This is a genomic window from Glutamicibacter sp. FBE19, assembly GCF_015524875.1.
Lineage (GTDB): Bacteria > Actinomycetota > Actinomycetes > Actinomycetales > Micrococcaceae > Glutamicibacter > Glutamicibacter halophytocola.
This window is the reverse complement of the sequence record NZ_JACKQN010000013.1, coordinates 18758-32145: the sequence shown is the minus strand read 5'-3', so window position 1 is coordinate 32145 and position 13388 is coordinate 18758. Positions and strand designations below refer to the sequence as shown.

Below are 13388 nucleotides of genomic sequence, written 5' to 3'. Positions count from 1 at the left end.
ACTTCAATTTTCAAGGAGATTAACATGCAACTGACAAATACAACCGTGCTGGGCACTGGGGTTCTCGGTTCACAGATCCTCTTCCAAACCGCCTACCACGGCCTGCCAGCCATTGGCTTCGACATCAGCGATGAAGCCCTTCACGCAGCCTCCGGACGCCTCGATGCGCTCGTAGCCGAATACGCCTCATTTTTTGGCGACCCTGCCAAGGCCCAAGCGGCTCGGGAGTCAATCCAGCTGACCACAGACCTGGCCCAAGCCGTCAACGGTGCAGACCTGGTCATCGAAGCTGTTCCGGAAAACTTGGAAATCAAGGAACAGACTTACCAAAAGCTGGCCGCACTCGCCCCGCAGCACACCATCTTTGCGACCAACTCCTCAACGTTGCTGCCCTCGGACATCGCGCCGTTCACCGGACGGCCCGAAAAATTCTTGGCATTGCACTACGCCAACAACATCTGGAAGAACAACACCGGCGAAGTCATGGGCACAGCCAGCACCAGCGCTGAAGCCTACGAGGCTGTGGTCGATTTTGCAGAACGCACCGGGCTGGTCCCCATCCGGGTGCTCAAGGAACAACCAGGCTATGTGCTCAATTCGCTGCTCGTTCCATTCCTGGAGTCCGCCAGCCGCCTATTGGTCAACGAAGTTGCCGACGCCGCCACCATCGACACCACCTGGAAACTGGGTACTGGCGCCCCTTACGGACCCTTTGAAATCTACGACATCGTTGGATTGAATACCGCATATCACATCTCCAGCCATGGAGATGAAACCAGCAAGAAGTTCGCCGAGCTGTTGAAAAACGAATACATCGATCACGGCAAGCTTGGCGTAGCCACGGGCGAAGGATTCTACAAGTACAACTGACCTGCACGCACCATTCGGCATAACGCGACCCTGCCCCTCGGATAGGATGGTTCGGTGGCTCATATTGACGTGACTGACATCCAGTATTTCCTCTCCGACGGCACCCAGCTGCTGGGCGGTGTCACCTTTAAGGTTTCCGCAGGAACCAAGACAGCCTTGATCGGGCCCAACGGCACGGGTAAAACCACGCTGTTCAAAATCATCGCGGGTGACCTCAAGGCCGACGAAGGCTCGATCAACCGCACCGGCTCGCTGGGGATCATGCGCCAGTTTGTCGGCCAGGTGCGCGACGAGACAACGGTCAAGGAACTCCTGCTTTCCACCGCAGCTCCCGCGCTGGCCAAAGCAGCGGAAAAGGTGGCCAAGTACGAGGAGCTGATGCTCACCAGCGAGGACGAAAAAGTCCACATGCGCTACGCCGAAGCCATTATCGAATGGGGCGACGCCGGCGGATACGAGCTGGAAACCACCTGGGACAAGGTCTGCATGGCAGCTCTCGGCGTGGAATTCGACGCCGCTTCGCATCGCCTGGCCCGGACCTTATCCGGCGGCGAGCAAAAGCGCCTCGTTCTCGAGGCGCTCTTCGAAGGCAACGATGACCTGCTGCTGCTCGATGAACCGGACAACTATCTTGATGTCCCTGGAAAGCGCTGGCTCGAAGAGAAGATGCGCAACTCCCCCAAAACGGTGCTGTTCATCAGCCACGACCGTGAACTTCTGAATAATGCCGCGACCCGCATCGTCACCCTGGAACCAGGGCATGGCGGAGCTACGGCCTGGATCCATGGCGGCTCATTTGGCAGCTATGTTGAAGCCCGGCAAGAACGCAACGAACGCTTCGAGGAACTGCGCAAGCGCTGGGACGAAGAGCATGCCAAGCTCAAGGAACTGGTCAACATGTACAAGACCAAGGCCGCCTTCCGCTCAGACATGGCCAATCGATACCATGCGGCCACCACCCGCTTGGAAAAGTTCTTGGAGGCTGGTCCTCCGCAGGCAATTCCGCTGGAACAGAATGTGAATATGCGGCTCAAGGGAGGACGCACAGCCAAACGCGCCGTGGTGGCGGAAAAGCTTGAACTCACCGGCCTGATGAAGCCCTTCTCCGCCGAGATTTGGTTTGGCGACCGGGTGGGGGTTCTGGGCTCCAACGGTTCTGGCAAGTCCCACTTCTTGCGCTTGCTTGCCAGCGGCGGCAGCGACCCGGAACGCGAGCACTTGCCAGTTTCTGACATCGTGATCGACAAGGTTGAACACGAGGGCACAGTTAAACTCGGCGCAAGGATCAGACCAGGCTATTTCGCTCAAACCCACACGCGCCCGGACCTTTTTGGCCGGACGCTGCTTGAGATTTTGCATCGCGGCGATGAGCATCGCTCCGGTTTGCCTCGTGAGGCCGCGGCCGGCGCTTTGGACGGCTACGGGCTGGCCGGGCAGTCCGAGCAGAAGTTCGAGTCGCTCTCCGGCGGGCAACAGGCCCGCTTCCAAATTCTGCTGCTGCAGCTCTCCGGTGCGACCTTGCTGCTCCTGGACGAGCCGACCGACAACCTGGACTTGCACTCCGGCGAAGCCCTTGAACGAGCCATCAATGCATTTGAAGGAACGGTTCTAGCGGTCACCCACGACCGCTGGTTTGCCAAGAGCTTCGACCGGTTCCTGGTCTTCGGTTCGGACGGCAAGGTCTACGAATCAGCAGAACCGGTATGGGACGAGACCCGCGTAGTGCGCAAGCGCTAGGCTACAAGGTCGAGTCAAAGGCGGCCCTGGCCGCCGATCAAGAGCACCAAGGTGTCAATGATCGGCACCAGGGCTTCTTTGCGCCTCGCTGCAACGCCGGGCGAGTGCACCCCGGCTAGTGCTCGGGGTGCAGCACCGAGTGCGGTGCCTGCAGCTGATGCAGCAATTGATGAATTCCCGGGTGCACTAGCCGCCAGCGCCGGTACTTCCCGTCCCGCTCTACTTGAATGACCCCAGCGCGATGAAGAGTCGAAAGGGCCTGGGTGACCGTATTCGGCGACAGGCCGGTCGCTTCAGCCAGCTGGGTGACAGACGAGCCGGGCGCGGCATGCATCGCTATGAGAAGCCTGATGCGCGTTTCATCAGCACACAGGGAAAATACCTCAATCCACTCGGGAATCGTTGCCTGAACCTTTGAGAGCGCCTCGGAACCTATTTTTTCCAGTTCTATCTCAGCCACTGTTCTCCACTCCTGTTCTGATGGGAAAACATCGGGTCACACAGACATCTGTCTGAACGAACACATGTATTCTGGGAACATCAAGCACCTCACCTTTTCCGAAAGGACCCATGCACCGTGCGCCAGCCGATTTCCCGGGCCACAGCGATTCTCCTACCCATCGTAATTGTCTGCAGCGGGTGCCAGGTAGCCAGCACGGACGCATCGGTCGATTCCAGCGTAAATTTGCTCACCCCGGCGCTGCCGTCCACGCTCAATCCGCTGGCGGGATTTGATAACAACGGCATCGGGAAAATCAATGAATCCCTCTTCACCCTCCAAGGCGAGCCGGATGCCTTGCCTGGGATCATGCCGCTGCTCGCACAAGACGAGCCCTCGATTTCCGCAGATGGGCTCATCTGGGACATCACCTTGCGAGAAGGAATCGAATTCAGCGACGGAACGCCTTTTGACCCGGCTGATGTCGTTGCGAGCTACCGGGCCATCAAGGAACCGCGCACCGCTTCTCCCCTAGCGGGAACCCTGGAAAACCTCGCGACCGTGGAGGCTCATGGCCCTGATGGCGTGCGCTTCATTCTGCACGAGCCACAGGTGTCCTTCAAGACGTCTCTGCTCATCGGCATCGCCCCGTCCGAAAAAATCCAGGAGCGGACACCTGTCAGCGAGTCCTCGCTGAACCGCGAGCCTATCGGCACCGGCCCCTACGTGCTTGAAAGCTTCGACAGCTCGTCCCTGGTGCTAAGCGCTAATGAAAACTACCGGGATGGAGCCCCTGCGGTCCGGAAAGTCTCCTACACCGAATCCGCCGACGATAATACACGCACACAAGTGATGGCGGGATCTGACTACACCGGCACCGTCTTGCCTGCTCGCCTCGCAGCCGGATTTGCGCAGCGCGAGGGCCTTGAGGTGGTGACCGCTACCAGTGCTGACTGGCGTGGCATTTCACTGCCTTCCGATCACCCGCTAACCAAGGACCCCAAGGTCCGGCTGGCACTGAACCTTGCGATAGACCGCGACGAGATCGTTGCTGGCGTACTGGCCGGTGCCGGGCGCCCTGCGTACACGTTTATTCCCCCGGAATACGGAAAGTATTACAATTCGCAGGCCGTTTTCGAGCATGATCCGATGCGCGCCCAGCAACTGCTTGATGAAGCCGGGTGGACCGTAGCGGCCGATGGAGTGCGCAGCAAAAACGGAGAACGCGCGGAATTCACCCTGCTCTACAACCCCGGCGATACGCTCCGCCGGGACTTGTCGCTGGCCCTCGCTGCGCAATTAGAAGCATATGGAATCAAAGTTATTGTTAAACCTGCAACCTTTGATCAGGCGGAACCCCGAGTGGGCAAGGATGCGATCATGCTTGGCGGTGGCGATACGCCCTACGACGTGGATACCCAGCTGTATAAAATGCTGCACTCGAGCTACCCCGATGCCGGCGCTTACTACGACAATCCCAGCCACTACTCCAACAAGCTGATGGATCAGGCGCTGCATACCGGACGCACCAGCACGGACCCGAAAACCAGAGCCAGCGCCTACCAAAAAGTGCAGGAACTCTACATCGAGGATCCCTCCATGCTGCTCATTGCCTTTGTGGATCACAGCTATGTCCAGCGCAGCAACGTCCACCAGCGGTGGAATACGACAGGAACACTGCTCGAGCCCCACGAACACGGAACTGCCTGGGGCCCATGGGCGCAAATTGGACAGTGGACCAACAAGTGAAAGCGCGCTTCGCAGCACACCGCTGGAATCTGGTTGGCACGCTGCTGATCCGCCGCATGCTCGTCGCGCTACCGGCAACTGCCGCCCTCACGGCAGTGGTCTTTGCGCTGGCCGGCATTGCGCCATTCAACCCCTTGGCCAGCTACCTCGGTTCAAGCTACGCCCACACCAGCCTGGACCTGCGCGACCAATTGCGCGCGGAACTTGGCTTTGACCAATCCTGGATCCAGGTTTGGACCCATTGGATCTCCCATGCCCTGCAAGGGGATTTTGGAGTCTCCGTAATAGCGGCGCGACCGGTCACGCAAGTGCTGGCCGAGCGTATTCCCCTGACAGCGCTGCTCACCGCGACAGGACTGCTTATGGCGATCCTGGCTGCCTTGCTCTTGTCCCTCGGCGCCGCCAAATACCGTCATGGGATCCTTGACCGTCTCGCCCAAGCTGTCGCCCAGCTCGCTCAGTCTGTACCGGTATTTGTGGTGGCCTTGCTGGCAATCGCAATGATTGCCCTCCCCCTGGGCTGGCCCACGGGAGGCATCGCAGCAGCTGGCACGAGGCCAACGCCCGGTTCAGTCATGGTCCATCTCATTCTGCCCGCCAGCGTCCTGGCCTTCAGCTTGCTGCCGTGGCTGCTGCTGAATCTTCGGGCATCGCTAATTGAAGCGCTGGATTCCGATGCGGTTCTCGCAGCCCGCGGCAGAGGAGCATCGCAAATACTGCTGAAGGAAGCGCTGCCGCAAGCTTTGCTGCCCTTCATCACCGTCATCGGATCCCGATTAGGAGAGCTCCTAACCGGCGCTCTCATCATTGAGACGATTTTCGCCTGGCCTGGAATTGCTTCGGCAGTCATCGATTCGGCCATCGCGGGCGACTTTGCCCTGCTCGCGGCCGTGACGGCTTGCTCAGCCCTTGCCGTATTCGCTGGCAATGCCCTGGCCGATGCAGCATATCTGATCGCTGATGCCCGGGTGGCCCATGCGTAATTTCCGTGTCTCGATGCCGGCCGCGCTGTTGTGCGCAGCACTGCTCGCCTATGCCTTTCTTGTTCCCGCCCTGAACCCAAACGCGGTTGGCGCTGTGGACCTTTCCGCCGTCTACCAGCGCCCTGGTCCAACGCGCATATTCGGCACGGATCAGCTGGGACGCGACTTGTGGGTACGCACTGCTGCCGCGCTGCGGGTTTCCTTGCTAATGGCCCTGGGCTCGGCCACCTTCGCAACGCTCATGGGAATCATTGCCGCAACGATTGCGGCGACCTCCGGAAAATTCGTGGATGGTGTCATCAGCCGTGCAATTGACGGCCTCAACGCGATTCCGCACCTGCTTCTGTCTGTGGTGATCCTGGCGCTTTGGCCCGGACAGATTTGGGCGATAATCATCTCCATCGGGCTGACCCACTGGACCCAGGTGGCCCGAGTAGTGCGCGCCAAGCTGCTCTCAGAACGAGAAAACGGCTATGTCAGGCTCAGCGCAGCGTCCGGGGCCAGCTCGCTGGCCATATGGAGAACCCACCTTATTCCTGCCATTTTGCCGCAAGCTGGAATCGCCTTCGCACTGCAGGTGCCACACGCGATGTGGCATGAATCAGCGCTGTCTTTCCTTGGCGTGGGGCTTCCCGCTCAGGCCGCCTCGCTCGGATTGCTTCTAGAGGATGCGCGCAGCGGAATCCTCGCCGGTGCCTGGTGGTTGCTGATATTCCCGTCCACGGTGCTGATCACGGCCTGTTGGGCGGTTGCCCGATTGGCCCAACAAGATCATGGCCGCCGTTCTCCTTCTCGCAGGCGGCCTGGGAAAGCGCTCAATGCGCTCAGCTCCAGCCCTGAATTTGCGCCAAGGCCTTCTCAAGGATTCAGCGCTCGCTCAACGGTGCGGGCCGGTGAACAACTACTGGTTAGGCAGGTAGAAATCAGCGCAGAGCCTGGAACCATCACTGTTCTGATGGGAACTTCCGGAGCAGGCAAAACCCTGTTCCTGCGCTCGATTGCCGGGCTGTTGCCAGATTCGTTGGAGGCATCATCGACGGTGGCGCTCAATGGGCGATCAGGCTCCAACGCCAGGGCTGGAAAATTCCTGGGCAGCGATCTGGTCTTCATTCCCGGTTCGGCAGCCACGGCGCTTAATCCGGTGCATACGATGCGCAAGGCGCTCACGCGGGCTTTTCGAGAACGTTCGCAACAGGCCTCCGGCGGGAACCTTGAGGCCTACTGGCGGCAATTTGGATTAGACGCCCGCCTCCTGGATCGCTACCCGCATCAGTTGTCGGGCGGGCAAGCTCAGCGTGCATTGCTGGCGCTCGGGCTAGCCGGTGATCCAGCATGCGTTGTGCTCGACGAGCCAACAAGCGCCCTGGATGAAGATACCCGGCTGATCGTTGCGCAGATCCTGCGGAAAACAGCCGATGCGGGCGCCATCGTCCTAATGGTTACCCACGACCTTGACTTGGCAGAGCAATTGGCCGGAGTCATCCACACCATGGAGGATGGCCAATTGATTTCCACAAAGGTGCCTATCAACCACCGGGAGGTCATCAAATGACCTTGAGAATGGAATCGGTAGAACTGAATCTGGCGGGGCGCCAGGTTCTTCCGCCAACAAGCCTCATAGTTCCTGCGGGCCAGATGTTGGGCCTGACTGCACCTTCGGGGGCAGGCAAGACCAGCTTGCTTTCAATTGCCTCACTTTTGCAGCGCCCAGATGCGGGCTGGATCATCATCGACGGGATTCCCATCCCCGCAGAGCTTGCCACGTCGAAAATCCCTGTGGGAGTCCGCAGGAACATTGGCATGCTGCCCCAGAATCCTAGAAATTTTGCGGATCCGCGACTGACGTTGGCAGAAACAATCACCGCGCCCTTGGCTTTCCAGGATGGCAAATCCCGGCCTGCTCCGCAACGCTATCAAGACCAATTGCTGCGCTTGACCGATCAGGTGGAACTGTCCAAAAACCTTTTGGGCCGACTCCCGTCCCAAGTTTCTGATGGACAGCTGCAACGCGCCTTGATGGCCCGGGCCTTGAGCCTGGATCCGAAGCTTATTCTCTGCGACGAGCCGACTTCTGCCCTGGATCCAACTACTACCAACTCCATATTGAGCGTATTGCGCACCAAGGCGGCCGAAGGGGCTGCGGTGCTGATCGCTTCCCACGATCGGAACTCGTTGACTCGATTCTGCGATGCGGTGCTCCCCTTAGCCGACTTGCATCAACCTTCTATTTTCTAGTACTTGCGCAATTCAACGGGCGCCTGGGCTCGCAACCGGCCGCGCAATTCATTAACGATGCACGTCAATACGGCGGCAGCCGACTCCGTCGATGTACCCAAGGTACGCACCGACAGACCGGCTGCAGCGGTCATGGAAATCCCCACATGGACCGGTTCACCTTGTTGCGCTGCTACTGCATAGGCCTGGACTCGCAAGTCATCAACCAAGGCGGCATCGATGCGGGAATCTACGGCCAAGAGCATCCCGACGTGGCTGAATCCCTGCAAATAGAGCAAGGATTCCACTTCTTGGTCGTCGGGTTGAACTAGGAGATTATCGAGCACCGCCAAGCAACCGCCGATATGCACTTCGGTGCGCAAGCGGATCCGCTGATATTTGAACAGCTCGCCATCAGGGCTCCAGCCCGGAGTGATGATTTCGCACATCACCAAAGAACTGGTCTCGTGCATGTGCACGATCGTTTCCTGGCGATAGCTGGCGTCGCGATAGGCAATTAATTGATCCGGCAGATACTCCAGCACAGCGTCTTCAGCCAACTCGATGTTCAGCTGTGACTGCGCTTCGCCTTGCGGCGTTCGATAGATCTTTGTCGCAGATTGAGTCGTTAGCAGCAGGCTCGCTGAGGAGCCAACGCCAATGCCTATGCGATACCTGTCCGCGCCGAGGTAGCCGCCACCAGGATTGACTACCGTGTAGCAAACTTGCGCAGTGCTATCGAGGTAATGCGGGCGAAGCACCCGCAACGCCCCCTGATGATACTGGCGAGTGGCTATATCCTTGCCTGCCCTGCGTTCAATGTGCAGATCAAGTTCGCCAGTTAGCCGTTGCCCAACCACTATGCAAGATCCGTCATCAGCACATCGTGCTTGAGCCATGCAATCACTTTCTGCAGGCCGTCATCGGTCTTCAGGTTCGTGAAGCAAAACGGCTTATCTCCACGGAACTGCTTGGAGTCTGACTCCATAATCGACAAATCTGCGCCAACATAGGGTGCCAAATCAGTCTTGTTGATAATGAACAGATCAGACTTGATCATTCCTTGCCCGGCCTTGCGCGGGATCTTCTCCCCCTGCGCCACATCGATGATGTAGATGGAAAAATCCACCAGCTCGGGCGAGAACGTGGCCGAGAGGTTATCACCACCCGACTCGACAAAAATAACCTGCAAGTCTTCGTGCTTGGCGATGAGGTCTTCGATTGCCGCTTCGTTCATCGAGGTGTCTTCGCGGATGGCGGTATGGGGGCATCCGCCAGTTTCAATGCCGACAATTCTGTCCAATGGCAGGACCCCATTGGCAGCCAAGATCTTGGCGTCTTCAATCGTGTAGATGTCATTTGTAATTGCTGCCATGGAAATCTCGCCATCCAAGGCGCGTGTGATCCGCTCAATGAGCTGGGTCTTGCCGGCTCCTACTGGGCCGCCGATGCCAATGCGAATTGGTTCCATTTTAATATTCCTCGAATCAGTTGGGGCCGCAGAAACGGCCGGGGTGAATAATCAGGACATGAACATGCGGGCCCGCTGGTGCTCATGGCGCATCTGCGCTATTTCCAAGCCGGGCGTGGCCACGCCCAGGTCCTGATCATCCAGCGTGAAAATTTTGGCAACCGCAGCGTTGACAGTCTCGTGCATCTGCCGGATGACACGCTGGCCCGCATCCTGTCCAAGCGGAATGGCGCGGATGGCGTTTTGAGTCAAGCTTGTCGCGGTGGAAAACAAATAGCTGCTCAGCGCGTCGGCAAGCGGCGCACCGGCGCCGCGTGCAGCCAGGGCATAGGCAATGGCCGGATGCCCGGTGCCGGTTCCTGCCTGAACGGCTTGCTGATAGCTGCGCAGTGATAGCACGGGAAAACCGGCCAATGCCACGGCTAGCATTCGGGCACCCATCTTCTGTGCTGCAATTCGCAGTTGGCGAGGCAAAGCCGACGCATGAATCAGCCGGTCCAGTTCGATAATGCGCTGGTCGTTGTCAGCTTCGAATGCAAGGCGCAGCAGCAGCCCATCGGTGTAGGTCAACGATTGCTCCAAAAACAGGCGCAGCCAGTGGGCAAAACTCGCTTCGTCATGCACTTGCCCAGTTTCCAAATAGGATTCCATCCCGAAAGAATGGCTGAAGGCTCCCGTAGGCAGTGCCGAGTCGGAGAGTTGCAGCAGGGTGAGCAGGTGACCAGAGCTAGTGGGTGTGTTCTGCATGTCGGAATGGAACGGGCATGATGCGTTCCTGCCGCTCGTAGCGTGCATGATGGTGCTTGAGGAAGTCCTCTACGGTGTGGTCGTACTGCACCACCATCACTTCAGCACCATATTCGGATTTGCGGTCAAAAAATTGCGCTTGCAGATGCCGGTTGCCCAACGAGTGGGCAATGAAACCCATATCAAAGATCGACTCCGGTGCTATGACCAGCACATCCGTGGGCAATACCGAAACCGTAATGAGTTCCGAATCGGTAATGAGCAGAATATCGCCGTCGCGCAAGTCCGGTCCCGGCGCTAAGCGCAGGCCCAATTCCCGTCCATGATCAGTGCTTACCCGTTGGATTCGCTTGACCAGGTCTGCGCTGGGCAGGACCACTTTTTCGTGATGCCGGCCGTCGAGCAGTCCGCTGCCATCCTCGTGGATATTTCCCACGAGTTTTTCAATAATCATTGTTCTCCTTCACAAAAATTTTTCCCTCAGCGGCTAGAACAAGAAGTAGCGCTGCGTCATCGGCAATTGCGCCGATGGCTCGCATGTTGCCAATTCTCCGTCGACAAAAACTTCGTAGGTCTGCGCGTCAACCTTGATCTCTGGGGTGTTCCCGTTGAGTTTCAAATCCCCCTTGGTTAGACCGCGAATGCCGTGGCAGGGTCGGATGACTTTGCGCAGGCCAAGGCGTTGCGGGACTCCATCTTCAATGGCTGCTTGGGACATGAAGGTGATCGAGCTTTCATAGACGGCACTGCCCATCGAGCCGAAGCTAGGTCGCAACGTGCGTGGCTGCGGTGTTGGGATGGACCCATTGGAGTCCCCCATAATCGACTGGACAATCAGCCCGCCCTTGATAATCAAATCTGGCTTGACGCCAAAGAAGGCCGGATCCCACAGCACGAGGTCGGCAAACTTGCCTTCCTCGATGCTTCCAATCGAGTCAGCGATGCCGTGGGCAATGGCCGGATTGATGGTGTATTTCGCAACATAGCGCTTCAGGCGCTCGTTATCGCCCACTTCTGGGTCGCCGGGCAGCTTTCCGCGTTGGCGTTTCATCGCATCGGCTACTTGCCAGGTTCGCAGCACCACTTCCCCGACCCGGCCCATGGCCTGGGAATCGGAAGAAGTAATGGAAAAGACGCCCATGTCGTGCAAGACGTCTTCGGCGGCAATCGTCTCAGGACGAATGCGCGAGTCGGCAAAAGCGACATCTTCTGGAATATCGGGGTTCAGGTGGTGGCAGACCATCAGCATGTCCAGATGCTCGTCCACCGTATTGCTCGTGTAGGGCAATGTCGGGTTGGTCGAGGCGGGGATAACGTTGGGCAAGCCGGCCATGCGAATGATGTCCGGGGCATGCCCTCCGCCAGCACCCTCAGTGTGGAAGGTGTGAATGACTCGTCCAGCGATGGCTTCGATGGTGTCTTCCACGAAACCGCATTCGTTCAGGGTATCGGTGTGGATTGCCACTTGCACGTCGTATTTGTCGGCCACCTTCAATGAGGTGTCGATGGATGACGTGGTCGCGCCCCAGTCTTCATGAATTTTCAGGCCGATAGCACCAGCGCGGATTTGCTCGACTAGCGGCGCTTCGTCGCTGGCGTGGCCCTTGCCCAGGAACCCGATATTCATTGGCAGGTTCTCGACTGCTTGCAGCATTCGCGAGATGTTCCATGGCCCCGGGGTCAGGCTGGTTGCCTTGGTTCCCTCGGCTGGTCCGGTTCCACCGCCAATCATGGTGGTGGTGCCGTTGGCAAGCGCGGTCTCGACCTGGCCTGGCGAGACGAAGTGGATGTGGGTATCGATGGCACCCGCAGTCAGGATCTTGTGCTCGCCGGCGATAATCTCGGTTGCGGCCCCGATAGTGATGTCAATACCGTCGGATATGTCCGGGTTGCCGGCCTTGCCAATCTTGAAGATATGGCCATCTCGAAGTGCGACGTCTGCTTTGTAGATGCCGGAATAGTCCAGCACGACGACGTTCGTGATGACGGTGTCCGGGATCTGCTGGTCCCTGGTCAACCGGCCGTTTTGCCCCATGCCGTCGCGAATGACTTTTCCACCGCCGAAGACTACTTCTTCTCCATAAGTGGTGTAATCGTGTTCAATTTCCAACAGCAGTTCGGTGTCGGCCAACCGGATGGCATCGCCAATTGTCGGACCATACATTTCCGAGTACTGCTTGCGGGACATTTCGAAGCTCATGCTTAGCGCTCCTGATCGTTCATGGATGTGCTGTCCAGTGGACCGGCAACGTGATTGCGAAAACCGTGAACCTGGCGGGCGCCTGAAAATTCCACGAGATTTACGGTGCGCGCATCTCCCGGTTCAAATCGGACAGCGGTTCCTGCTGGAATGTCCAGGCGGAATCCCCTGGCGGAGTCGCGATCAAATACGAGCTGCGCGTTGACCTCGGCAAAATGAAAGTGAGATCCGACCTGCACTGGCCGGTCGCCGCGATTTACGAGTTTGAGCTCAAGCGTTTTCTGCGTCTGGTTGCAAGCAATGGGCTCGCCTCGAAGAATGTACTCTCCCGGAATCATTGTCCGTGCCTTTCGTTTCCGCCTGGTCTAGCGAATGGGATTGTGGACCGTGACAAGTTTGGTCCCGTCCGGAAAAGTCGCTTCAACCTGGACGTCATGGATCATTTCCGCAATACCGTCCATTACGTCTTCGCGGCGCAGAATAGTGGTGCCATAACTCATCAGTTCTGCCACGGAACGACCATCGCGTGCGCCTTCGATCAGTTCATAGGTAATGACGGCAATGGACTCCGGGTAGTTCAGCTTCAGTCCCCGTGATTGGCGGCGGCGTGCTAGATCCGCAGCCACGACGATCATGAGCTTTTCTTGCTCCCTCGGCGTTAAATGCATTGACAGATTCCCCATTCAAGAGTTGCTTAGAGGTTCCACATTTGTACTCAGAAACGGCCAGAATACGCCGGGAGGTGTGTGGATATGGCAAGAATAGCAGACCTCCTCAACGTGCGCGGAAGGGAAAAAATCGGGCCATGAAACACTCATCGACTTAAATTATTTCCCCAAGACAGAGCCGATTTTATCGGCCCAAAATTGCGAGTCATCGGCATGTCCGTTTCCACCGAATTAAGAATGCATTACATCTGCTTCCAATTTTTGCCTGCGCCTGAAAACTCTTTGCACCTGATGCACCTAGGACATGACA

14 protein-coding genes are annotated in these 13388 nt (G+C 58.0%); 6 read left to right on the top strand and 8 right to left on the bottom strand.

Going from position 1 to position 13388, the window contains the following annotated elements:
- Positions 1-24: 24 nt before the first annotated feature.
- Positions 25-870 carry a 3-hydroxyacyl-CoA dehydrogenase gene (locus H6F58_RS16510; RefSeq protein ID WP_171919314.1) on the top strand — a complete coding sequence of 282 codons (846 nt, stop codon included), beginning with the start codon at positions 25-27 and terminating at the stop codon, positions 868-870.
- Between the two features lie 54 nt (positions 871-924).
- Positions 925-2607: an ATP-binding cassette domain-containing protein gene (locus H6F58_RS16505; RefSeq protein ID WP_195182182.1), complete on the top strand. Its 1683-nt coding sequence runs from the start codon at positions 925-927 to the stop codon at positions 2605-2607.
- A gap of 115 nt (positions 2608-2722) precedes the next feature.
- Here the strand turns inward: H6F58_RS16505 and H6F58_RS16500 are convergent, their stop codons facing one another.
- On the bottom strand, positions 2723-3067 hold the full coding sequence (locus tag H6F58_RS16500; protein WP_195182181.1) for a metalloregulator ArsR/SmtB family transcription factor: 345 nt from the start codon (positions 3065-3067) through the stop codon (positions 2723-2725).
- A gap of 117 nt (positions 3068-3184) precedes the next feature.
- Between H6F58_RS16500 and H6F58_RS16495 the strand changes: the two genes are divergently transcribed.
- From H6F58_RS16495 to H6F58_RS16480, 4 genes are read left to right on the top strand one after another with little or no spacing between them, the layout of a single operon-like run.
- The gene (locus tag H6F58_RS16495; RefSeq protein ID WP_171920277.1) at positions 3185-4795 is read left to right on the top strand and encodes an ABC transporter substrate-binding protein; all 1611 of its coding nucleotides are present in this window, start codon (positions 3185-3187) and stop codon (positions 4793-4795) included.
- A complete protein-coding gene (locus H6F58_RS16490; protein ID WP_348536407.1) occupies positions 4792-5778 on the top strand; it encodes an ABC transporter permease in 987 nt (328 codons plus the stop codon). The genes H6F58_RS16495 and H6F58_RS16490 overlap by 4 nt, the downstream gene beginning before the upstream one ends.
- Positions 5771-7330, top strand: a complete 1560-nt coding sequence (locus H6F58_RS16485; protein ID WP_195182179.1) for an ABC transporter permease subunit — start codon at positions 5771-5773, stop codon at positions 7328-7330. The genes H6F58_RS16490 and H6F58_RS16485 overlap by 8 nt, the downstream gene beginning before the upstream one ends.
- The gene (locus tag H6F58_RS16480) at positions 7327-8013 is read left to right on the top strand and encodes an ATP-binding cassette domain-containing protein (RefSeq protein ID WP_195182178.1); all 687 of its coding nucleotides are present in this window, start codon (positions 7327-7329) and stop codon (positions 8011-8013) included. The genes H6F58_RS16485 and H6F58_RS16480 overlap by 4 nt, the downstream gene beginning before the upstream one ends.
- On the opposite strand, the gene H6F58_RS16475 is transcribed toward H6F58_RS16480, so the two are convergent.
- The 7 genes from H6F58_RS16475 to H6F58_RS16445 are packed head-to-tail and all read right to left on the bottom strand — an operon-like array spanning position 8010 to position 13078.
- On the bottom strand, positions 8010-8891 hold the full coding sequence (locus tag H6F58_RS16475; RefSeq protein WP_171920194.1) for an urease accessory protein UreD: 882 nt from the start codon (positions 8889-8891) through the stop codon (positions 8010-8012). The genes H6F58_RS16480 and H6F58_RS16475 overlap by 4 nt on opposite strands.
- The gene (gene ureG / locus H6F58_RS16470; protein ID WP_060701750.1) at positions 8852-9463 is read right to left on the bottom strand and encodes an urease accessory protein UreG; all 612 of its coding nucleotides are present in this window, start codon (positions 9461-9463) and stop codon (positions 8852-8854) included. Before ureG ends, H6F58_RS16475 begins: the two co-directional genes overlap by 40 nt.
- Before the next feature lie 51 nt (positions 9464-9514).
- Positions 9515-10210, bottom strand: coding sequence for an urease accessory protein UreF (locus H6F58_RS16465; protein WP_195182177.1), 696 nt, complete (start codon positions 10208-10210; stop codon positions 9515-9517).
- Positions 10191-10664, bottom strand: coding sequence for an urease accessory protein UreE (ureE, locus tag H6F58_RS16460; RefSeq protein ID WP_171920195.1), 474 nt, complete (start codon positions 10662-10664; stop codon positions 10191-10193). The genes H6F58_RS16465 and ureE overlap by 20 nt, the downstream gene beginning before the upstream one ends.
- Before the next feature lie 33 nt (positions 10665-10697).
- The gene (gene ureC, locus H6F58_RS16455; RefSeq protein ID WP_195182176.1) at positions 10698-12410 is read right to left on the bottom strand and encodes an urease subunit alpha; all 1713 of its coding nucleotides are present in this window, start codon (positions 12408-12410) and stop codon (positions 10698-10700) included.
- Between the two features lie 2 nt (positions 12411-12412).
- A complete protein-coding gene (locus tag H6F58_RS16450; protein WP_060701754.1) occupies positions 12413-12748 on the bottom strand; it encodes an urease subunit beta in 336 nt (111 codons plus the stop codon).
- A 27-nt stretch (positions 12749-12775) separates the two neighbouring features.
- Entirely contained in the window at positions 12776-13078 is a 303-nt protein-coding gene (locus H6F58_RS16445; RefSeq protein WP_060703395.1) for an urease subunit gamma, read from the bottom strand.
- Positions 13079-13388 lie beyond the last annotated feature (310 nt).

What these genes read in the sequence shown, in the direction of transcription:
- H6F58_RS16510 (WP_171919314.1), top strand. Translation starts at nt 25, where the DNA reads ATGCAACTGACAAATACAACCGTGCTGGGCACTGGGGTTCTCGGTTCA.
- H6F58_RS16485 (WP_195182179.1), top strand. Translation starts at nt 5,771, where the DNA reads ATGCGTAATTTCCGTGTCTCGATGCCGGCCGCGCTGTTGTGCGCAGCA.
- H6F58_RS16480 (WP_195182178.1), top strand. Translation starts at nt 7,327, where the DNA reads ATGACCTTGAGAATGGAATCGGTAGAACTGAATCTGGCGGGGCGCCAG.
- H6F58_RS16475 (WP_171920194.1), bottom strand. Translation starts at nt 8,891, where the DNA reads ATGGCTCAAGCACGATGTGCTGATGACGGATCTTGCATAGTGGTTGGG.
- ureG (WP_060701750.1), bottom strand. Translation starts at nt 9,463, where the DNA reads ATGGAACCAATTCGCATTGGCATCGGCGGCCCAGTAGGAGCCGGCAAG.
- H6F58_RS16465 (WP_195182177.1), bottom strand. Translation starts at nt 10,210, where the DNA reads ATGCAGAACACACCCACTAGCTCTGGTCACCTGCTCACCCTGCTGCAA.
- ureE (WP_171920195.1), bottom strand. Translation starts at nt 10,664, where the DNA reads ATGATTATTGAAAAACTCGTGGGAAATATCCACGAGGATGGCAGCGGA.
- ureC (WP_195182176.1), bottom strand. Translation starts at nt 12,410, where the DNA reads ATGAGCTTCGAAATGTCCCGCAAGCAGTACTCGGAAATGTATGGTCCG.
- H6F58_RS16450 (WP_060701754.1), bottom strand. Translation starts at nt 12,748, where the DNA reads ATGATTCCGGGAGAGTACATTCTTCGAGGCGAGCCCATTGCTTGCAAC.
- H6F58_RS16445 (WP_060703395.1), bottom strand. Translation starts at nt 13,078, where the DNA reads ATGCATTTAACGCCGAGGGAGCAAGAAAAGCTCATGATCGTCGTGGCT.